Annotated in this window: 15 protein-coding genes; 6 read left to right on the top strand and 9 right to left on the bottom strand. The window is 70.2% G+C overall.

Going from position 1 to position 21,023, the window contains the following annotated elements:
- Positions 1 to 67: 67 nt before the first annotated feature.
- A complete protein-coding gene (locus FGL15_RS13435) occupies positions 68 to 5,746 on the bottom strand; it encodes a PKD domain-containing protein (protein ID WP_138946418.1) in 5,679 nt (1,892 codons plus the stop codon).
- Between the two features lie 214 nt (positions 5,747 to 5,960).
- Positions 5,961 to 6,599, bottom strand: a complete 639-nt coding sequence (locus tag FGL15_RS13430; RefSeq protein ID WP_138946417.1) for a hypothetical protein — start codon at positions 6,597 to 6,599, stop codon at positions 5,961 to 5,963.
- Positions 6,600 to 6,827: 228 nt separating this feature from the next.
- Here FGL15_RS13430 and FGL15_RS13425 point away from each other — a divergent pair, with 228 nt between their 5' ends.
- The 5 genes from FGL15_RS13425 (at position 6,828) to FGL15_RS13405 (ending at position 11,045) form a co-directional block, all read left to right on the top strand.
- Positions 6,828 to 7,871, top strand: a complete 1,044-nt coding sequence (locus FGL15_RS13425) for a glycosyl transferase (protein WP_138946416.1) — start codon at positions 6,828 to 6,830, stop codon at positions 7,869 to 7,871.
- The gene (locus FGL15_RS13420) at positions 7,868 to 8,848 is read left to right on the top strand and encodes a glycosyltransferase family 2 protein (RefSeq protein ID WP_138946415.1); all 981 of its coding nucleotides are present in this window, start codon (positions 7,868 to 7,870) and stop codon (positions 8,846 to 8,848) included. The genes FGL15_RS13425 and FGL15_RS13420 overlap by 4 nt, the downstream gene beginning before the upstream one ends.
- Positions 8,845 to 9,567: a polysaccharide deacetylase family protein gene (locus FGL15_RS13415; RefSeq protein ID WP_138946414.1), complete on the top strand. Its 723-nt coding sequence runs from the start codon at positions 8,845 to 8,847 to the stop codon at positions 9,565 to 9,567. Before FGL15_RS13420 ends, FGL15_RS13415 begins: the two co-directional genes overlap by 4 nt.
- A gap of 182 nt (positions 9,568 to 9,749) precedes the next feature.
- Positions 9,750 to 10,220 (top strand): adenylyltransferase/cytidyltransferase family protein, encoded by a 471-nt coding sequence (locus FGL15_RS13410; protein WP_138946413.1) that lies wholly within the window; start codon positions 9,750 to 9,752, stop codon positions 10,218 to 10,220.
- A gap of 102 nt (positions 10,221 to 10,322) precedes the next feature.
- A complete protein-coding gene (locus FGL15_RS13405) occupies positions 10,323 to 11,045 on the top strand; it encodes a polysaccharide deacetylase family protein (RefSeq protein ID WP_138946412.1) in 723 nt (240 codons plus the stop codon).
- A 73-nt stretch (positions 11,046 to 11,118) separates the two neighbouring features.
- Here the strand turns inward: FGL15_RS13405 and pip are convergent, their stop codons facing one another.
- The 4 genes from pip to recQ all read right to left on the bottom strand — a co-directional run bounded on the left by pip (position 11,119) and on the right by recQ (position 17,355).
- A complete protein-coding gene (pip, locus tag FGL15_RS13400; protein WP_079705114.1) occupies positions 11,119 to 12,078 on the bottom strand; it encodes a prolyl aminopeptidase in 960 nt (319 codons plus the stop codon).
- Positions 12,079 to 12,143: 65 nt separating this feature from the next.
- Positions 12,144 to 13,028, bottom strand: a complete 885-nt coding sequence (locus FGL15_RS13395) for a neutral zinc metallopeptidase (protein ID WP_138946411.1) — start codon at positions 13,026 to 13,028, stop codon at positions 12,144 to 12,146.
- A gap of 90 nt (positions 13,029 to 13,118) precedes the next feature.
- Positions 13,119 to 15,200 (bottom strand): acyl-CoA dehydrogenase, encoded by a 2,082-nt coding sequence (locus FGL15_RS13390; RefSeq protein WP_138946410.1) that lies wholly within the window; start codon positions 15,198 to 15,200, stop codon positions 13,119 to 13,121.
- A 160-nt stretch (positions 15,201 to 15,360) separates the two neighbouring features.
- Positions 15,361 to 17,355 carry a DNA helicase RecQ gene (recQ, locus tag FGL15_RS13385; RefSeq protein ID WP_138946409.1) on the bottom strand — a complete coding sequence of 665 codons (1,995 nt, stop codon included), beginning with the start codon at positions 17,353 to 17,355 and terminating at the stop codon, positions 15,361 to 15,363.
- A 208-nt stretch (positions 17,356 to 17,563) separates the two neighbouring features.
- Between recQ and FGL15_RS13380 the strand changes: the two genes are divergently transcribed.
- A complete protein-coding gene (locus tag FGL15_RS13380; protein WP_079705110.1) occupies positions 17,564 to 18,220 on the top strand; it encodes a fasciclin domain-containing protein in 657 nt (218 codons plus the stop codon).
- A 418-nt stretch (positions 18,221 to 18,638) separates the two neighbouring features.
- Here the strand turns inward: FGL15_RS13380 and FGL15_RS13375 are convergent, their stop codons facing one another.
- The 3 genes from FGL15_RS13375 to FGL15_RS13365 all read right to left on the bottom strand — a co-directional run bounded on the left by FGL15_RS13375 (position 18,639) and on the right by FGL15_RS13365 (position 20,819).
- Entirely contained in the window at positions 18,639 to 19,295 is a 657-nt protein-coding gene (locus FGL15_RS13375) for a copper resistance CopC family protein (RefSeq protein WP_138946408.1), read from the bottom strand.
- Positions 19,295 to 20,086 carry a YcnI family protein gene (locus FGL15_RS13370; protein WP_138946407.1) on the bottom strand — a complete coding sequence of 264 codons (792 nt, stop codon included), beginning with the start codon at positions 20,084 to 20,086 and terminating at the stop codon, positions 19,295 to 19,297. Before FGL15_RS13370 ends, FGL15_RS13375 begins: the two co-directional genes overlap by 1 nt.
- A 118-nt stretch (positions 20,087 to 20,204) precedes the next feature.
- On the bottom strand, positions 20,205 to 20,819 hold the full coding sequence (locus FGL15_RS13365; protein WP_138946406.1) for a hypothetical protein: 615 nt from the start codon (positions 20,817 to 20,819) through the stop codon (positions 20,205 to 20,207).
- Positions 20,820 to 21,023 lie beyond the last annotated feature (204 nt).

Raw genomic sequence — 21,023 nt, 5'->3', positions numbered from 1 at the left:
GTGAACGCCCCCGAACGTCGAACGGCCGGTCATCCCGAAGGACGACCGGCCGTTCATCTGCGGTGGGTTAGACCGTCGGCTTGACGAGGTACTCGTCGAACCGGGCGATGATCGGTCCGTTGGTCGCAGTACCGGAGATGTACTGGCTCAGTCCGACCGTGCCGGCCGCCTGCAGCGCGGCCGTCGAGTCGACGCTCGTCAGCTGCCAGTTCGTCGGTTCGGTCGTGCCGGCCGCCCAGACCTTCGCCCGCACCGTGGTCGGTGACGTGCCGAAGACCTGCAGGCGGACCTGCAGCTGCTGGCCGGGGACGTACACGAGGTCCGCGATGTTGACCGCGGACAGGGTGGTCCCGCCCTGCAGGAGCTGCAGCTGCACCCCGCTGTTCGAGCGGATCCAGACCCGCGCCGCGTAGTTCGCCGAACCGACCTGACGGCCGATCACCGAGACGTAGTTGCCGCCGCCGGTCGGTCCCTGATCGAACGAGACCTTCACGCTGCTGTCGGAACTCGTCTGGCTCACGCCGTTGAGCGTGGTGGCCCGCGTCTGGCCGGCCGGGGTCGTGATCACGGCCTTGCCGTCGGCGAGGCTGAACGCGGACGGGTTGTTCGCCGGTGTCCACGCGCCACCCGCCTCGGCCGTCCCCCACCCGGCACCGGCGGGACGCTCGAAGGCGTCCTGCGCGGTGGCGGGGGTGACCGGGGGCACGACGACCGTTCCGGCCACGGTGACCTGCTTCTGGGTCACCGCGGTGGCGCCGGCGTTGTCGGTCACGGTCAGCGTCACCGTGAAGGTGCCGTCGGCCGCATAGGTGTGGCTCGCGGTCGCACCGGTGGCGGTGGCCCCGTCTCCGAAGTCCCAGGCGTACGCGGCGACGGTGCCGTCGGCGTCGGTGGATCCCGATCCGTCGGTCGTCAGGGCGAGACCGGTCGCGCTCGTCGTGAAGGCGGCGGTCGGTGCGACGTTCGGCGGCGGCGCCTGCACCGTGACCGTGCTGGTCTTGGTGGCGGAGGCTCCCGCGTTGTCGGTCACGGTGAGCTTCACCGGGTAAGCCCCGGCGGCCGCGTAGGCGTGGCTCGCGGTCACTCCCGTCCCCGAGGCACCGTCTCCGAAGTCCCAGACGAAGGACGCGATGGAGCCGTCCGAGTCGGTCGACGTCGAAGCGTCGAAGGAGGCGGTCAGGAACGTCGCCGCCTGCGTGAACGCCGCGGTGGGCGGCACGTTCGCCGGCGGGGCCGTGACCGAGCCGGAGGGCTGCGCGATCAGGTTGCCGAAGCGCGTCACGACGGTGCCGCCGGTGGCGGTCCCCGAGATGTACGAGCGGAGGCTCACCGAGCCGGCCGCCTGCAGCGATGCGGTGCTGTCCGTGGCCGTGAGCTGCCAGGCCGCGGGCTCCGTGGATCCGATCGCCCAGACCTTTGCCTTGAGCTCGGTCGGCGAGGTCCCGACGGCCTGGAACCGGACCTGCAGCTGGGTGCCGGGCAGGTAGGTCAAGCCGTCGATGTTCACCGCCTTGAGGATCGTGTTGCCGTTCATCAGCTGCAGCTGCACGCCCTGGTTGTTGCGGATCCAGATCCGCGCGGCGTAGTTGTCGGCTCCGACGACGCGGCCCATGACCGAGGCGTAGTTCCCGCCACCGGTGGAGCTCTTGTCGAAGGACAGGCGGACCTGCGTCTCGGTGTCCGTGGCGCCGACCGTGGTCAGCTTGGCGGTCCTGGTCAGGCCGACCGCGGTCGAGATGAGACCGCTGCCACCTGCGACGGAGTAGTTGGACGCCGCATCGAGGGTCCAGGCTCCTCCCACATCGGCGGAACCCCATCCGCCGGTGACCGAGCGGGCGAAGGTGTCCTTCGCCAGCACGGTCGCCGCGGGCGGAGCGACCACGGTCACGGACTGCGAGGTCGTCGTGCTCGCCCCACCGTTGTCGGTGACCGTCAGCGCGAGCGTGTACGTCCCTCCGGCGGCGTAGGCGTGGGCTGCCGTCGCACCGGTGCCGGTCGCGCCGTCACCGAAGTTCCAGGCGTACGAGGCGATGGTGCCGTCGGGGTCGCTCGACGCCGAGCCGTCGACCGTGACCGTGAGGCCAGTGGCGGTCGGGGTGAACGCTGCCACCGGCGGCTGGTTCACGGGGACGGTCGTGACGACCGCCTGGCTCGTCTCTCCGAGGAGCCCCTTGTCGTCGGTCACCGTGAGGTGCACGGTGAACGAGCCGGCGGCGGCGTACGTGTGGCTCGGGTTGACCCCGGTCCCGGTCGTGCCGTCGCCGAAGTCCCAGGCGTACGAGGCGATCGTGCCGTCGGAGTCGCTCGACGCCGAGGCGTCGAACTGGACGCCGAGCGCGTTGACCGCTGCGGTGAACGATGCCGTAGGGGCGACGTTCGGGGCGACGACGGTCGCCGGGTGCTGCAGCGTCCCCGTGCCGCCGCGGTTGTCGGTCACGGTGAGGGTCACCGTGTAGGTGCCGGCTGCGGCGTAGGCGTGGTCGGCCGTCACCCCGGTGCCGGTGGTGCCGTCGCCGAAGTCCCAGGCGTAGGTCGCGATGGTCCCGTCAGTGTCGACCGAGCTCGAGGCGTCGAAGTGCGCGGTGAGGTCGGTGTTCGTGACGGCGAAGCCGGCGGTCGGAGCGACGTTCGGCAGGATGCCGAGGCCGAGGTCGTGGTGCTGCGTGACCTGCGCCGAGGTGAGCGGCTGTGCGTAGACGGCCACCTCGTCGATGCGCCCGCTGAACGTGCCGGCGGTGCCGCCCCACGTCGTGTCGGATCCCACGCGCCAGTAGCCCGTGTAGTCCTGCGCACCCGTCTGCGGGTTGGTGCCCTGGAGGACACCGTCGACGTAGAGCTTCATGCCCGCCGACGACTGCTCGGCCACGACGTGGTGCCAGGTGCCGTCGTTGAACGCGGCCGGGGTCGTGATGGTGTTGGTCTGACCGGTCCAGGTCCCGAAGGTCAGCTGACCGCCGTTCTCCATGTAGACGTGCCGGTCGTACCCGCCGGAGCCGCCCTGCTGGTTGGCGCCGAAACCGATGATCTTGCCACCGTTCGTGGTCGTGGTGTTGAACCACGCCTCGAGCGCGTAGCTCGTCGGGTTCGTGTAGGCGGTGTCGCTGGCGACACCCGAACCATCGGGACCGAACTGTGCGGAGCGGTTCCCAGCGACGCCGGCGAGCGCGCCGTTCTGGTCCTTGGCGACGTCACCGTAGTACGTCGCGGGGCTCTCGTTCCTACCGGCATCCTTCGCCGTGGTGCCGGTCGTCTCGTCGAAGCGCCAGTAGGACGTCGGATCGAGGTTGAACACCGCGGCACCGTACGCGTCGGTGGGAGCAGCAGGGACCGGCGAGGTGCGGCCGGAGGCGACGTAGTGGTTCACGATCGTGTCGCGGTCGAGGACCGTCGGGTAGATCGCGGTGTCGTCGATGGCGCCGGCGAAGTAGTCGCTCGAGCGCGAGCCCGGCCAACCACCGAGGTTGTCGCCGCCGACCCGCCAGTAGCCGGTGAAGTCCTGGCCGCTCGTCGTGTCGGTGCGGCTGTCGAGCTTCTTGCCGTCCACGAAGAGCTGCATGCCGTTGGAGCCGAGCGTCGCGACGACGTGGTGCCACTCGCCGTCGTTGTAGGCCTTCGAGGACTGGACGGTCCGGACGGAGCCCGGGTAGACGCCGAACATCAGGCGCCCGTCGTTGTTCATGAAGATCATGCGGTCGTAGTTCCCGGAGGTCCCGGTCGACGATCCACCGAATCCGAGGATCTTGCCACCGCGATCGGTGGTGGTCTTGATCCACGTCTCAGCGGTGAAGGTGTTCGGCGACGGCTGTGCCGTCGTGGTCGAGGCGGCGCTGTCGCTCGTGCCGGCGAACGTCGTCGCGGTCGTGTTCGAGCCGATGATCGCGCCCGCCGTCCCCCGCGTCGTGTTGCTCGTGAGCGTCAGGTCGTCGCCCGTGGCCCAGTCGTAACCCGCGGTGCCGCTGGCTTCGCCGAGCGGCCAGAACGACGTGGGGCCGGACGCGAGGACGGCCTGCGCGTACGCGGACGTCGACCCGTCGGCGGACACGGTCACCGGGACGTTGTCGCTCATCGTCGAGTTGCCGAGCGGGTCGGTCACCTTGACGCGGTAGTTGACGGTCGTCCCCGGTGCCAGGCCGCTGTCGGTGTACATGAGGTTGCTGACCTTCCAGAAGGTCGAGCGGACGGACTTCGTCATGATCGGCGTGGCCGTCTGGTTGTTGCGGATCAGCTCGTACTTCAGGAGTTCGTTGTCGCGGTCGTTGTTCGTCTTCCAGGAGACGCGCACGGTGCCGCTGGCGAGGGAGATCGCGGTGATGGGGAAGGCGCTCCCCTTGAGCTTCGGACCCTCGAGGTTCGGTGCGACCGCCTTCGTCGCGAACCGGACCAGTCCCTGCTGCGACTTGTTGTTGACGGCGAGGAACTCTCCGCCGTAGACGACGTAGTTCGTGCTCGCGGCGACGCTCCACGGACCCTGGTTCTGGTTGGTCGCGGTGCCGGGCGTGAAGTCCGGGAACCAGCTCAGGATGCTCGGCGTCGGCTGACCGGCGTAGTTGTAGTAGCCGTACGGGTCTGCCGTGGCCGTGCCGGTGGTGGTCTTCGAGAACGCCAGTGCGTTCTGGAAGGTCCACGGCTGCGTCTGCGGGAAACCGCCGATGTTCCCGCAGTAGTGCGGGTGGCCGGCGATGTAGACGGCGTCGCCGTGAGAGGCGACCGAGTAGGAGTCGCCGTGGCAGTCCTCGACCCAGTTCATGTCGCCGTTCGCCCAGCCGGCGTTGAAGGCCCCCTCGAGGTTGCCGCCCGAACCGAAGACGTAGCCGGTCCCGTAGACGTTGTTCGCGTCGCTCGTGAGCGAATAGATCGCGGCGTTCGCGCCACCGTTGCGGATGAGGCCGTTGACGTTCCACGGGAGGAGCGCACCGGCGGTCGCGTCCACGGCGCCGAGGCCGTAACCGGGATTGCTGCTGCCGTTGAGCGTCGTGAAGGCTCCGCCGAGGATCACCTTGGACTGGTCGGGCGCGATCGCGAGGGCGCGGACGACGCCGCCCTCGGTGACGGGAGCCCAGGGCAGGAGAGCACCGGCGTTCGTGAACGCCGCCGCTCCCTTGCGGGTCTGGCCGGCCGCGTTGGTGAAGCCGCCACCGACGTACACGGTGCTGTTCGTCGCCGCGACGCTGTAGCCGATGTAGTTGAGGATCGGAGCGAAGGACTTGAGGGCACCCGTCGCCGTGTCGAATGCGGCGATGCGCGAGCGGTCCTGCCCGTTGACCTTGGTGAAGCTGCCGACGACGTAGAGGGTCTTGCCGTCCGGCGAAGCGGTGACGGCCTTGACCTCGGCGTTGAGGACCGGGGCGAAGGAGTTGATGAGCACGCCGGTGGTCAGGTCGTAGGCGAGCAGGTAGGTGCGGTCGACCTCGCCGACGCCGGCTGCGTTGCCGGCCGGACGGGCCTTGGTGAAGGTTCCACCCGCGTAGACGGTGTTCCCGACGACGACCTGCGACCACACGGTCTTGTTGATCTGCACCGTGGGAAGCGCGTCCGCGGAGACGGTCGACGCCTCGCCTGCGCCCTGGGGGACCGTGTCGGCCACCGCCGGAGCCGCCGTGGTGGTGAACGTGAGGAGCGCGGCGAACACCGCACCGATCACGCCGAGCGCCAGGGGCTTCTTCAGCTTGGACGGGACGCTGCGGGCGTCGTTGCGGCTCGGCGCGTGTGCGCTCGGTCGATCCTGGGATCGCAGAAATCTGGACACGGGTTCTCGGGTTTCGCTGGAGGCGGGCTCGGGGCGCGACAGGGCTCCGCGGACGGGCCGAGGGGTGCGATCGTGTTTCGGATCCACGATCGCCGGCCAGGTGCAGGGGTGCCTCGCTCGTGAACCATAACGCGGGGGGCATCAGGGGCGTCACCCCCAAAACAGGTCCGATTTCTCGGGGATCCTGCGGGGGTCAGCGCGGACCCGGATCGGTTCAGCGGGGAGCGGTGACCTGGAACACGGCGGCGGGCACGCCGGCCTGGTAGTCGACGATGATCGTCACGTCGTCCCGCTGCTCGACGGGCACCGTGTACACGAACGTCGCGGTCGCGGTCTCACCGGCCGCGACCTCCGGCTCGAAGGGCACGGCACCGGGTTCGGTGAGGGGCTCCGCGGGTACGCGGTCAGCTCCGGAGTACGCGGTCACCACGACGGTGCTGAGGTCGATGCTCGCGTCGGTGTCGTTCACGATCGTGACCGTGAACCGGACCGCCGGTCCCGCGGTCTCACCGGGTGCGTTCGCCTCGCCGTCGACGGCTTCGAGCGCGCCCAGGCTGACGGTCACGCCGCTGACGATCTCGACGGGTGCGTCGCCGGCGACCGGGTCGCGCTCGGGAAGTGCTTCGGCAGGGTCGGTGATGATGGGGCTCGGCGTGGGAGTGCCTGTGATGGCAGGCGGGTTCACGACGTCGCCGGTGCCGACGCGGTTGGCGTTCACCGCGAACACCACGACCACGGCCACGATCACGACGACGACCGCTGCGAGCACCGAGATGACGACCACCCGGCGTCGGCGCCGCGGGTCGGGTGTGCTCGACGCATGGTCCTGCTGCTCTGCTGCCGGCTCGCTCACGCCCGTACCTCTCCTCGACGACGGCCACCCGGCGCTCGATGCCCCGAGTGTACTGCCTCGGCTTCGTCCCGAGCCTCGTCCGGCTCGCGACCTCGGCCGTCGCCCATGTCACAATGGCTCACACCACCCGACGCCTCCCCGATCTCGCAGCGGACCCTCGGATGCCGGAAGGCACCGACGGACGCCGAGCGTGACCGATGCACCCGAGCACCGACCCCTGGAGGGTTCATGAGCGGACACCTGACCGTCCTGCAGCAGTTCCCCGTGCCACGCCCGACGACGAACCCGTATCTCGTGATGCTCGCCGATCACCTCCGCGCGGTCCCCGACGTCGCGGTCCAGAACTTCACCTGGAAGGGCGCGCTCCTCGGGCGGTACGACGCGTTCCACATCCACTGGCCCGAGATCCTCGTGTCTGGGCACACCCCGCTGAAGCAGTTCCTCCGCCAGTGCCTCACCGTGCTGCTCGTCATCCGGCTCGCGATCACCCGGACCCCCATCGTCAGGACGGTGCACAACGTCGAACTCCCGCAGGGCATCTCGCGGGTCGAGATCGCACTGCTCCGCCTCATCGACCGACGCACGGACTTCCGGATCACGCTCAACGAGACGACGACCCTGCCCGAGCACCAACCGTCCATCCTGATCCCGCACGGCCACTACCGTGAATGGTTCGCCCGTCACCCGCGCGCGGCACAGCAGGACGGCCGGTTCGGGTATTTCGGGCTCATCCGCCGCTACAAGGGTGTCGAGACCCTCATCGAGGCGTTCCGTTCCGCGGCGTCGACGGCCCGAGGACTCTCGCTCCGCATCGGCGGCAAGCCGTCGACCACCGAACTCGCCGAAACCCTGACCGCGCTCGCGGGCGAGGGAGACGACGTCCTCCTCGACCTCCACTTCCTCGGTGACGACGAACTCGTGGACATCGCGACCTCGTCGGAGCTCGTGGTCCTCCCGTACCGCTTCATGCACAACTCCGGCAGCACCCTCGCCGCCCTGTCACTGGACCGCCCGGTGCTCGTGCCGGACAACGCCGTGAACCGACTCCTCGAAGCCGAGGTCGGGCCCGGCTGGGTGCATCGGTTCTCCGGTGAGCTCGACGCCGAGGCACTGCTCTCGGCGATGGAGCACGTCCGCGCCGCAACGCGCGGCCCGGTGACGTTCGTCGACCGCGATTGGGACCTCGGAGCCGCTCGACACGTCGAGGCCTACCGACGCGCGATCGCCGCGCGACGTGGGACTCCGGCGCCCGCGGTCGAGGCCGCGCGATGACCGGGTCGTCCGCCGACAGGCCCGACGCCCGCACGGCCGAGGTCCGCCTCGTCGTCGGCATCCTCACCTTCCGACGCCCGGCGACCCTCGCCGCGAGCCTGCCGAAGGTGCTGGAGCAGACCCGGTGGCTCCGCGACGCCGACGCGTCCGTCGTGAGCACCGAGGTCCTCGTGATCGACAACGACCCCGCGGCGAGCGCCAGGGAGGTCGCCGGTTCGACGCCCGGCGTCCGCTACGTCGTGGAACCGACACCGGGCATCGCGGCGGCGCGGAACCGCGCGCTCTCGGAGGCGGACCCGGCCGAGCTCCTCGTCTTCATCGACGACGACGAGGAACCGGGCGAACACTGGCTGCTCCCGATCGTCGAGACGTGGCGGGCGACGGGAGCTGCGGCAGTCATGGGCCGCGTGCAGTCGCACCTGCCGGAGGGCACCGACCCGTGGGTCGTCGCGGGTGGGTTCTTCGACCGCGTGCAGCGCACGACGGGCACCGTCATCGGCGAGGCCGCGGCGGGCAACCTCCTGCTGGACCTCGACCAGGTCCGCGCCCTCGGCGTGCGGTTCGAGTCGAAGCTCGAGCTGGGCGGCGGCGAGGACACGCTCTTCAGCAAGCACCTCGTCCGTCGTGGCGGGCGGATCGTCTGGTGCAACGAGTCCGTCACCCACGACTTCGTCGAACGGGACCGCGCGACGAAGCGCTGGGCGTTGCAGCGCGCGTGGAGCCATGGCAACACCAGGATCACGGTGGAGCGGTACTTCGCGGCGGGGCGCCGTGACCGAGCGCGGATCCGTGTGGTCGCGGCGGTGGGCGGTGCCGCTCGGGCCGCGGTCGGTGTGGCACGTTCCGTGTTCGGGACGCTCACCGGCTCGCTCCATCACCGGGCGCGTGGCGCGCGAGCCATTCGGAAGGGCGGCGGCATGTTCGTCGGCGCCTTCGGCGTGGTCTTCCGGGAGTATGCGCGGGACGAGCGGTCATGAGCGGTCTCGGAACACGGCTGAAGGACCGCGTGAAGCGGTCACTGCCGGCCCTGGGCTCGATCATCGAGGTCGAGACGTCCACCCCGACCGTCGTGTTGACGTACGACGACGGGCCGCATCCGGTCGGCACGGACGGCGTCCTCCGATCCCTCGCCGACGCCGGGGCAACCGCCACGTTCTTCGTCCTGCTGAGCAGCGCTCGCCGTCACCCGGAGCTCATCCCGCGGATCACCGCGGAGGGGCACGAGATCGCGTTGCACGGTGTCGACCACCGTCGTCTCACGGCGTTCACCGCCGAGGAGGTCACCCGTCGCACCGTCGACGCGAAGCACGAGCTCGAGGACCTCGCCCGCATGCCCGTCCGATGGTTCCGGCCGCCGTACGGCGCGCAACATCTCGCGACCTGGCGCGCCATCCGTCGGGCCGGCCTCGAATCCGTCCTCTGGTCGGCGACCACCTGGGACGCACGCGCGGTGGCCACCGAGGAGCGTGTCGCCCACGCCCTGTCCGCCTGCCGCCCCGGCACGATCCTGCTGGCGCACGACGCCTTCGCCGGCCCGTCCGACGGTGTCGACGACGGCCCCGAGCCCGAGGTCGACCGCGGGGCGCTCACCGCGACCCTGCTCGCCGAGTTCCGGGCGCGAGGCTGGGTCGGTCGGTCCCTCGCCGATGCGCTCGTGCACGGGCGCGCGGTGAAGAGCGCCGTCTTCTCCTCCTGACTCCCGGCTGCGCTCGGCGGGGATCGCCCCTGCGCCCCGTCCGGGTGCCACTCGAAAGTGGACTCGGCAAGCGCTGATGACCCTCATAGGCTCGCAACAGGCCCGATGGATGTGCCGGATGCACGGAGTCGATCCCGACGGCTCCGTGCGCACACCACCACGAGCATGCCAGGGGGCAGACCATGACGGATCGCAGTGCAGTCGGACGCGTCGGCTACGCCGCAGGGGCCTTCGACCTCTTCCACGTCGGTCACCTGAACATCCTGCGCCACGCCAAGAGCGCGTGCGACTACCTCATCGCCGGGGTCGTCTCGGACGAACTGCTGCGCACCCGCAAGCGCATCGAGCCCATCGTCCCGCTGACGGAGCGTCTCGAGATCGTCCGCCACATCGGCTTCGTCGACGAGGCCGTCGAGGAGACCTGGGAGGACAAGCTCCAGGCGTGGGAGGCGCTCCGCTTCGACATCTTCTTCAAGGGCGACGACTGGCGCGGGACCGCCGAGGGCCTCCGGCTCGAGGCGGAGTTCGCCAAGGTCGGCGTCGAGGTCGTCTACTTCCCGTACACGATGAGCACCTCGAGCACGGCACTCCGCCGGGCGCTCGCCCACCTCGACGAGCAGCGCGAGCTCGACACCACGCTCGTCCAGGCCTGACACCCGCCTTTCCCACCGTCCGTCCCGCCGCCGCGCCCGCGCTCCCGTTCGCCACGACAGCGAGGTACTGTTGGACGGATCGACTCACAGGGCGGTGGACACATGACGAAGGCTCGGCAGGCACTGCTCGCACGCCTCACCGGTTCGCTCCCCGTCCACGGTTCCATCGTCGGTGTCGCCACCGAGGAGCGCACGGTCGTCATGACCTACGGCGACGGCCCGAGCCCCGACGGCACGCCAGGGGTCCTCGACGCCCTCGCCGAAGCCGGCGCCACCGCGACCTTCTTCGTCCTCGTCGGCCGCGCGCGAAAGCACCCCGAGCTCCTCGAACGCATCGTCGCAGGCGGGCATGAGCTCGCCCTGCACGGCGACGACCACGTGCGCCTCACCGACTTCCCCGAGGAAGTCGCCTACCGGCGCACCCTCGCGGCGAAGCAGGAGCTCGAACAGCTGAGCGGCCAGACGATCGAGTGGTTCCGGCCGCCGTACGGCGCGCAGAGCATCGAGACGTGGCAGGCGGTCAAACGGGCCGGCCTGCAGACGGTGCTGTGGACGGCGACCGCCTGGGACGTGAAGGACGTCGGTGAGCACGAGCGCGTCGCCCACGCCGTCCGGCACTGCCACCAGGGCTCGATCCTGCTCGCCCACGACGGCTTCGCCGGCCCGGCCGACGGAGTCGACGACGGCCCGGAACCCGAGGTCGACCGCGGTGCGCTCGCAGCCGAGCTGCTGAGCGGGTTCGCCCGCGAAGGCCTCGTCGGCCGCTCGCTCGGCGAAGCGCTGCGGATGGGCAAGGCCGTCCGCCGGGCGCGCTTCACGGAGTGATCATCCCCGGTCCCTGAGCCGACCCCGGTCCCTGAGCCTGTCGAAGGGCGTCGTCAGGGACCGGAGCAGCCCCTCAGTCCTTCGCGAAGCGGTCCGTCGCGTCGATGAGCGCCGACAGGATGCCCGGCTCGTCGAAGGCGTGCCCCGCGTCGGGGACGATCGTGAAGTCCGCCTCCGGCCAGGCCCGGTGCAGGTCCCACGCGGTGAAGACCGGGGTGCACATGTCGTAGCGGCCCTGGACGATCACGCCGGGGACCCCGGCGAGTTTGCCGGCGTCGCGGATGAGCTGCTCGGGTTCGAACCAGCCCTTGTTCGTGAAGAAGTGGTTCTCGATGCGCGCGAACGCCACCGCGAAGTGCGGGTCGGTGAACCGGGCGACGGTCTCCTCCTGCGGCAGCAGGGTGATCGTCGACGACTCCCACCGCGACCAGGCGACGGCCGCCGGCCCGTGGACGGCCGGGTCCTCGTCGAACAGACGCCGGTGGTAGGCCTCGATGAGGTGGCGGCGCTCTCCGACCGGGATCGGCTCGAGGTAGCCCTCCCACAGGTCGGGGAAGACCGCGGAGGCACCGCCCTCGTAGAACCAGTCGAGCTCGGCGTCGCGCAGGGTGAAGATACCTCGGAGCACGAGCTCGGTGACGCGCTTCGTGTGCTTCTGCGCGTACGCGAGCGCGAGGGTCGAGCCCCAGGACCCGCCGAATACCATCCAGCGCTTGATCTTCAGCGCCTTCCGGAGCACCTCGAGGTCAGCGACGAGGTGCCAGGTGGTGTTCGTCGACAGGTCGGCCGCCGGGTCGCTCGCGTGCGGGGTGCTCTTGCCGCAGCCGCGCTGGTCGACGAGGACGATGCGGTACCGCTTCGGGTCGAAGAGCCGACGGTGGATGGGGCTCGTCGCGCCGCCCGGGCCGCCGTGGAGGAACACGACGGGCTTCCCGTCGGGGTTGCCGGAGGTCTCCCAGTACAGCGACTGCCCGTCGCCGACGTCGAGCATGCCGGTCTCGTACGGCTCGATCTCGGGATATGGCTCACCCATACGGTCCACTTCCTCCTGTGTTCACGACACGTGTCTCATCTAGCATGCCGCACCCGGCGCGCCGATCAGAGCTGGTCGGCGGACACCGAGAAGGTGTCGCACGCGGACGGACCGGACTGGTAGCCGGTCATGAACCAGCGCTGCCGCTGCTCGGCGGAGCCGTGGGTCCACGCCTCGGGGTTCACCTGGCCGGTCGCGGCCTCCTGGATGCGGTCGTCCCCGACGGCCGCCGCGGCACTCAGCGCGTCGTCGATCTCCTGTTGGGTCACGGGCTTCAGGAAGGCGACCCCCTTCGCGTCCTCGGTGTCGGACGCCGCAGCGACCCACGCACCGGCGAAGCAGTCGGCCTGCACCTCGATGCGGACGGAGTCGGAGGCCGGACCCGTACCGCTGCGGTCGGCGCGGTCCATGACACCGGTGAGCGCCTGGATGTGGTGACCCCACTCGTGGGCGACGACGTACATCTCGGCGAGCGGTCCGCCCGAGGCACCGAAGCGGTCGCGCAGTTCGTTGTAGAAGCTCGTGTCGATGTAGATGGTCTGGTCCGGCGGGCAGTAGAACGGGCCGGTGGCACTCGTCGCCGCGCCGCAGCCCGTGTTCGTCTGCTGGTCGAAGATGATGAAGTCGGCCGGCGAGGTGTAGTCGGCGCCGAGCGCGGGCAGCTCCTCCGCCCAGTACGCGTCGAGCGACGAGTAGGCACCGCCCATGCGGCAGTCGACGCTCGCGTTCGCGTCGGCACCGGTCTGGCATTCGTCGGAGAGCTGGCTCTCCTCCTGCTGACCCCCGCCGATGCCGCCGCCGAGGATGCCCGACACGTCGACCCCGAGGAACTGCGAGATGAGGGCGATCACGATGACGCCGACCGCGCCGCCACCGACGGCGATGCCGGTCGTGCGGCCCCGTCGCTTGACCTTGTTCTCGCTGATGTCGGCGTTGTCGTTGAACGTCATGTCGGCACCCTATCGCGCAGCGTGAGGTGAGGCATATCGTCGCCGGACCCTTGCGCCGACGACGATCTGCCTCCCGTCAACCGCGCGTGGTCAGCGAGACTTCTTCGTGAGCGTCTTCTCGTCGACGGGTGCGTCGCCCGAGGCACGGAGCTCGGCGAAGTAGTCGGCGGCCTCCTGCTGGCGCTGCGCCTCCTGACCGGTCGCGATTGGTGCGCGCACGTGCTCGGGGGCGAAGCCGAACGCCTCGACGAGGTCGAGGGCGTGCGGACGCAGCCGCGCGATGAGGCGGTCGACGTAGGCGCTGACGGCCTGACCGCGCTGCGGCGAGAGGCGCCCGTGGATCAGGTACCAGGCGAGGTGCTTCTCGATGAGCGAGAGCCCGAAGAGGTCGTGCACCCAGGTCAGCACCTGCTTGGTGCCGGGGTCCTGGATCTTCTCGACACCCTCGGTGAACGCCTCCCACTGGAGGAGTTCACCGTGCGCCCGCGCGGCCTCGATGAGTTCGTTCTGGTGCGCGTTGAACAGGTCGGACGCGGCCTGCTTCGAGAGCTTGTTCGCGCCGCGCAGCTTCGTCGCGACCTCGGCGATCATCGACTCGACGCGCTCGGTCAGCAGCTCGCGCTGGACGTTCGTGTCGCGCAGCTGGCTCACCGAGCGGGCCGTCGACCCGAAGTCCTTCACCGTCTGCGCGAGGCTCCGGAGTCCACTGCTGTGGACGGCGCGGTCGGTCGCCTGCTCGACGACGTAGCGGGCGAGCGCACCGGCGTCGACCTTCGCGAACTTCCGGCTGTAGTCGGTGAGGAGACGCTTGGCGACGAGCTGCAGGAGCACGTTGTTGTCGCCCTCGAAGGTCGCGTAGACGTCGAGGTCGGCGCGCAGGCCGGTGAGGCGGTTCTCCGCGAGGAAGCCGTTACCACCGCACGCCTCGCGCGCCTCCTGAAGCGTGTCGAGCGCGTGCCAGGTCGACAGCGGCTTGAGCGCCGCCGCGAGCGTCTCGAGGTCCTGACGGTCGTCGTCCGAGTCGGCCTTGCCGCTGAACACCTCGTCGAACTTCACGAGCAGTCGGTCGTGGGCGAAGATCTGCGCGTACGTCGTCGCGAGGCGCGGCAGGAGCCGGCGCTGGTGGCGCTGGTAGTCGAGGATGACCTCCTCCTGGGTGTCGCTGCCCGCGTTGAACTGCCGACGCTCACTGCCGTAGGTGATCGCGATCTGCAGGGCGAGGGCGGAGGCCGACGTCGCGGCTCCGTCGAGGGACACGCGACCCTGGACGAGCGTGCCGAGCATGGTGAAGAAGCGTCGCCCGGGGCTCGTGATGGGCGAGGAGTAGGTGCCGTCCTCGGCGACGTCGCCGTAGCGGTTGAGGAGGTTGGTGCGCGGCACGCGGACACCGGTGAAGTGCAGCCGGCCGTTGTCGATGCCGTTGAGCCCACCCTTCAGGCCGTCGTCCTCGCCGCCGATCCCGGGGAGGAATGCGCCCTCGTCGTCGCGGATGGGCACGTAGAAGCAGTGAACGCCGTGGTTCACGCCGTTCGTGATGAGCTGCGCGAACAGGGTCGCCGCCTTGCCGTGCACGGCCGCGTTGCCGAGGTAGTCCTTCCACGCCGCGCGGAACGGGGTGTCGATGACGAACTCCTGGGTCTCCGGGTCGTACGTCGCGGTGGTCGCGATCGAGGCGACGTCGGAGCCGTGACCGGACTCCGTCATCGCGAAGGCACCGGGGACGTCGAGGTTCATCGCGCCGGGCAGGAACGCGTCGTGGTGCGGCTCGGTGCCGAGGTGCAGGATCGCCGCACCGAAGAGGCCCCACTGGACACCGGACTTGATCTGGAGGGACGGGTCCGCGAGGACGAGCTCCTCGAACCCGGCGATGTTGCCGCCGTGGTCATCGGCACCGCCGAGGCGCTTCGGGAACGCCTTGAGCACCTGGCCGTTCTCGACGAGGAGCTTCAGCTGGTGGAAGACGCGGTCGCGGTGGTCGTCCATCGACTGGCCCTCGATGCGCTGCATCTCCGGCTTGGCGGCGAGTGCGCGCGACGCGACACGTGCCTCCGGCCAGGTGCCGAGCAGCTGGTGCGCGAGCGTCGGGACATCGATCCGCGCGTCGGACGGCGCCACCTCGACCGTCGCTGCCGTGGTACCGCTGACGCTCGTCCGGATCGCTGTGTCGACCATCGCTATGTCCTGCCTTTCACCCATGAAAACCTCCCACAATGGTAGGACTGTCATAACGATGGGTGAAAGCGCCTGTGGGATGTGGACAAGGGGCCGCCCGATCGTCGTCGATCGACTTGGTCCTCCCCACAGCTGTCGCAGCTCGCTCCCAGGAGCGGCGTCAGGCGTTGGCGGCGACGACCTCGATGAGCGCCTGCCCGTAGGCGTCGAGCTTCTTCGCACCGATGCCGCTGATGCCGTCGAGCGCACCGAGCGAGTCGGGCTTCGCCGTCGCGACCTCCCGCAGGGTCGCGTCGCCGAACACGATGTAGGCGGGGACGCCCTGCTCCTTCGCGACCCCGGCCCGCCAGGCACGCAGGGCCTGGAACAGCTCGGCCGCGGCCGGTTCGAGCTCGGCGTTCGCGCTCGACGAGCGGGAGGACGACCTCGACGAGGAGCGGGCGGCACGTTCCGGCTCGCGACGCATGGCCACCGGTCGGTTCCCCGCGAGCACCTCGGCGCTCCCGTCGGTGAGGCCGAGCGTGCCGTACTCGCCGACGGTGGCCAGGAGGTCGCGTGCGAGCAGCTGACGGACGACGCCGCGCCACTCCTGGTCACTGAGGTCCTCGCCGATGCCGAAGGTCGCGAGTTCGTCGTGTCGCTGCTGGGCGACGCGGTCGGTCCGCTTGCCGCGGAGGATGTCGATTATCTGCCCTGCGCCGAAGGACTGGTTGCGCTCGCGCTTCAGACGCACGATCGTCGAGAGGAGCTTCTGCGCCGGCACGGTGCCGTCCCAGGTGACCGGGGGTTCGAGGCAGGTGTCGCAGTTGCCGCACGGCGTGGAGGGCTGACCGAAGTAGCGCAGCAGGTTGACCCGGCGGCAGTCGACGGTCTCGCACAGGGCGAGCATCGCGTCGAGGTGGGCGCTGAGGTTGCGCTGGTGCGCGAGGTCGCCCGGCGACTCGGCGATCATCCGCCGCTGCTGGACGACGTCCTGGAGGCCGTAGGCGAGCCAGGCGATGGACGGCTCGCCGTCGCGCCCCGCACGGCCGGTCTCCTGGTAGTAGCCCTCGACGCTCTTCGGGAGGTCGACGTGGGCGACGAAGCGGACGTCCGGCTTGTCGATCCCCATGCCGAAGGCGATGGTCGCGACGACCACGACGCCGTCCTCGCGGAGGAAGCGGGACTGCGCAGCCGCTCGCACGGAGGCGTCGAGTCCGGCGTGGTACGCCACGGCGTCCACCCCGTTGTCGCGCAGGAGCTGCGCCGTCTGTTCCACCGTCTTGCGACTGAGGCAGTAGACGATCCCGGCGGTGCCGGCCGGCTGTTCCTTCACGAACGCGACGAGCTGCTTGCGGACCTCGTTCTTGCCGACGATCCGGTACTGGATGTTCGGGCGGTCGAAGCTCGAGACGAAGTGCTTCGCCTCGCCGAGGTGGAGCCGCTGCGTGATCTCCTGGTGCGTCGCGTCGGTGGCGGTCGCGGTGAGCGCGATGCGCGGGACGTCGGGCCAGCGTTCGGCGAGCTCGCCGAGCATGAGGTAGTCGGGACGGAAGTCGTGCCCCCACTGCGATACACAGTGCGCCTCGTCGATCGCGAGCAGGGCGATGGTGCCCTGGCCGAGGAACCGGCGCGTCGCCTCGGAGCTCAGGCGCTCGGGCGCGACGTAGAGGAGGTCGAGCTCGCCGGCGAGGTAGGCCTGTTCGACCCGGGAGCGCTCAGCGGGATCCTGCGTCGAGTTGAGGAACGCGGCGCGGACGCCGACGGCGAGCAGCGCGTCGACCTGATCCTGCATGAGGGCGATGAGCGGGGAGACGACGATGCCGGTGCCCGGTCGGAGCAGGGCGGGGATCTGATAGCAGAGGCTCTTGCCCCCACCCGTCGGCATGAGGACGACCGCGTCGCCGCCGCCGGCGACCTGCTCGATGATCTGCTGCTGCTCGCCGCGGAACGCGTCGTACCCGAAGACCGTGTGGAGTGCCTCCTGCGCCGTGGCGAACTTCTGGCCCGCTGCACGCGCGGCCACCGGAGGCACAGCGGACGGAGCGGACGCGACCGCTCCACTCCCCCACGCGACACCACCGCCGAGGTACGCATCGTCGGGCGGTGGGGCGTCGAAGTCGTCGGGAGCGTCCGCGTCGTCCGGGATCCAGTCGGGTTCGGTGCTCCAGCTCATCCGTCGATCGTAGCCGCAGCGGCTGACACCCAGGCGCCCCTCCACAGGATCGGATCCGAAGAATTTCATTCCTCTTAATGCACGACCCCGCCCGACACGCGATCGGATCTTTTTCCAAACCACCCCCGTGGGGGCTCCGAAGTGTCATCGAGGGCCGGTTCTGAGAGGCACTCGACAACCGGTCCAAACCTCATCAAAGGAGAATCACATGCGTACCATCAAGCGAAACCACATGGCAGTGCTCGCACTCGCCGCCGTCGCGACCTTCGGCCTCGCAGCCTGTTCCAGCGGCTCCAGCTCCGACAGCGGTTCCTCGATGGAGCCGAGCTCCGCTCCCACCGAGTCGATGGCTGCAGACCCCGCAGCGGACCTCGTCGGCTCGGGCTGCGCCGCCTACGCTGACGCCGTCCCGGACGGTGCTGGTTCCGTCGCCGGCATGTCGGCCGACCCCGTCGCCGTCGCCGCGTCCAACAACCCGCTGTTGACCACGCTCACCGCTGCGGTCTCCGGCCAGCTGAACCCCGACGTCAACCTCGTCGACACGCTGAACGGCTCCGAGTTCACCGTCTTCGCCCCGGTCGACGACGCGTTCAAGAAGATCGACGCCGCGACGATCGACAGCCTCAAGACGCCTGAGGGTGCCGCGACGCTGACCTCGATCCTCACGTACCACGTGATCCCCGGCCAGATCGCTCCGTCCGACATCGATGGTGAGCAGACCACCGTCGAGGGTGGAACCGTCAAGGTCGAGGGCTCGGGTGACAACATCACCGTCAACGGTGCCAAGGTCATCTGCGGTGGCGTCAAGACCGCCAACGCGACCGTGTACCTCATCGACTCGGTGCTGATGCCGCCGGCAAAGTAGCCGACCGCGGGTTCACCCGCACGCTACACCGGTAACAACCGAACAGCCCCGTCATCCTCTCGAGGATGGCGGGGCTGTTGCGTTGTGTCGGGACCGGGACCCGCTCGCCCGACCCCGGTCACTGAGCCTGTCGAAGTGCCCACGAGACACCTCGCCATCCGAAAGCACCACCGACCGGACTACCCTTCGACAAGCCCAGGGACCGAAGCGTGTCACCTCCCCCGGTCACTGAGCCTGTCGAAGTCCCCCCGAAGAACCTCACCAGCCGAAAGCACCACCGACCGGACTATCCTTCGACAAGCTCAGGGACCGAACGGGGTGGCGCTCAGGGAACGCGCGGGATGCCGGCACAGGGACCGGACGATGCGCGGCACAGGGACCGGACGGGGTGCGGCTCAGGGACCGGACCGGGTGCGGCTCAGGACGCGGGGGTGTCCGTGCCCTGGTCGTCCGAGGTCGGCTCCGGCTTCCGCCGGGTCACGAGCAGGACGCCGATGCCGGCGATCAGGACGACGCCGATCGCGCCGACGATCCACCACACATCGCCACTGAGCCCGCCAGCGGACGACTCCGGCTCGACACCACCCGCCTCCGACGAGGGCTCGACCGTGGAGGCACCGCTCGTCGCGCACGCGGGCTTCGCACTCCCCGCGGCGAGTTCCTGGCCCTCGGCCGGCGCCCACTCGAAGGTGTAGCTGCCCGACAGCGGGTGGCCGTCGGTCGAGACGAGCTGCCAGACGACGGTGTACTCGCCGGCTTGCCCGAGCTGCAGCGGCATGACGAGCGCAGGGCCGTTCACGGCTGCGCACGCGGTGCCGTAGTACAGCCGCTCGTCGCCGGGACCGGTCACCTGGATCTGGTTGGACTGGCCGGCTTCGCCGAGGTCGAGCAGGTTGTCGTTCGTCGTGATGACGAGCTGCTCCGGCTGCTCCGTGATCGTCGACCCCTCGGCCGGCGTCGTCGAGATGATGCTGTTGTGCGCTGAGGCCGGCTGGGCCACCGCGAGCACCGCCGCGACCGCGAGGAACGCGGTCGCGGCGGTGCCGACGAGACGGCGACGACGGGAGACCGTCATCAGGCCTGGCGCTTCGCGTCGGACGCTGCGCGGCGTGCGGAGGCAGCGATGACGATGCCGGCGGCGCCGACGACGAGACCGGCGATGCCGAGCACGCGGCCCAGCACGTCGGTGGTGCCGGCGTCGCTCGCGGCGGCGGCCTCGGTGTGGTCGCCGTCACCGTCGTCGTCCATGGCGGCACCACCGTGGTGGTCGCCCGCCTCGGCAGCGGTCACGACGACGACCGGCGCCGGCGACTCGAGGTCGTCCTCGGTCTGACCGTCCTTCGCGACGTCGGTCCAGTCGGTCTGGCCGACCTCGCACGTCTGCGTCACCGGGAAGACGAGGGTCTTGCCCTCGGCGTCGGCCGGCAGCTGGACCTGGAAGGAGACCGTGTCGCGGTAGCCGTCGGCGAGCGGCGTCTTGGCCGTGTAGACGACGGTGCCGACGCGCTCGGCGAGCTGCTCACCGTGGCTGTCGGTGATGGGCTTCGCGAGTGGGGCCATCTGCTTGTCGATGGTCCAGTTCGGGTTGACCGTCGGCGTCACAGCGTTGATCTCCTCGGGGATCTCGAAGGAGAGGCTCGTCGTGGGCGAACCGTCACAGCCGTGACCGACGGCGAAGCTCAGCACCGTGTAGGAGCCGGCGGCCGTGGAGGTCGGCGTGACGCTGACGTGGGCGCTGGCGGCGAGCGGTGCGCCGACCGCAAGGAGCGCTCCGGCGCCGATGGCGATGGCACCGAGTACGGCGGGCTTGCGGAAGGTCGGGCGGGGGTGGTTGCGTTCATGATCGTCCTGTCGACTGATCCGCACGGCGTCGAGCGTGCGGAAAGGGGTGGCTCACGCCGGATGGCGCGCCGAAGGGTGCTGCTGTGCTGCGGCCGACCCGGCCACGCACGGCACCCGTCCCGGTCGGAGGGTGGTGCGTCGGTCAGGCGGCGGCGAGCGCCGGCGGACCGCGGTGTCGCAGGTGGAGCAGGACCACCCCGAGGTTGCGGGGACGACGGTTGACGCGGACCCAGCGCACCCGGCGGGGCGCGGGGACGAGGTGCGTCGGTGCGGCACGGCGGGCGAGGATCCGGACCGTCAGGGCGGCGAGCGCGGCGAGCGTCGCGCGTTCGGCGAACAGGATGGCTGCGATGGTCGCGACGGCTGCGACGAGGTGCGCCGCCCACATCGTGGTGTCGCCGTGGGTGTGCGCCGCGGTGACGCCGCCGGTCGCGAGTTCGACGACACCGTGCCGGTGCCAGTTCGCGGGGCCGGTCGCACCGCCGGATGCGACCGTGGCGCTGACGGTGCTCGGGACGAGGGTGAAGAGCGCGTGGTAGCCGAGCTGGCTCACGAGCACGGAGGCGACGACCCCGAGTGCGGTGATGCGGCGGCCGGCGAGGAGGACGCAGACCAGGACGGCGAAGGTGCCACCGACCAGGAGCACGAACGCGGACGGTGCGGCTGCCCCGCCGATCGTGTGCGAGAGGGCGGCGGCGAAGGTGGCGAACGCGGCTGCGGCGGTGCCGCGGGCGACACGGGCCCACCGTTCCGTCATGCGATGCCTCCGGGAGAGCGAGCGGACCAGGTGTCGACGCTCGTGTTCACAGCCTACCCGAGCGTCGCCCTTCGACAGGCTCAGGGACCGGGGAGGGGGTGGCCAGGACGATCGGAGCCCGGACCAGGGGGCACTCGGGGGCATTTCGACAGGCTCAATGACCGGGAGGATGGCCCTTCGACAGGCTCAGGGACCGGGAGGGGG

The sequence above is a fragment of the Plantibacter sp. M259 genome (assembly GCF_006065115.1).
Lineage (GTDB): Bacteria > Actinomycetota > Actinomycetes > Actinomycetales > Microbacteriaceae > Plantibacter > Plantibacter auratus.
This window is presented reverse-complemented; position numbering and strand designations above follow the sequence as displayed.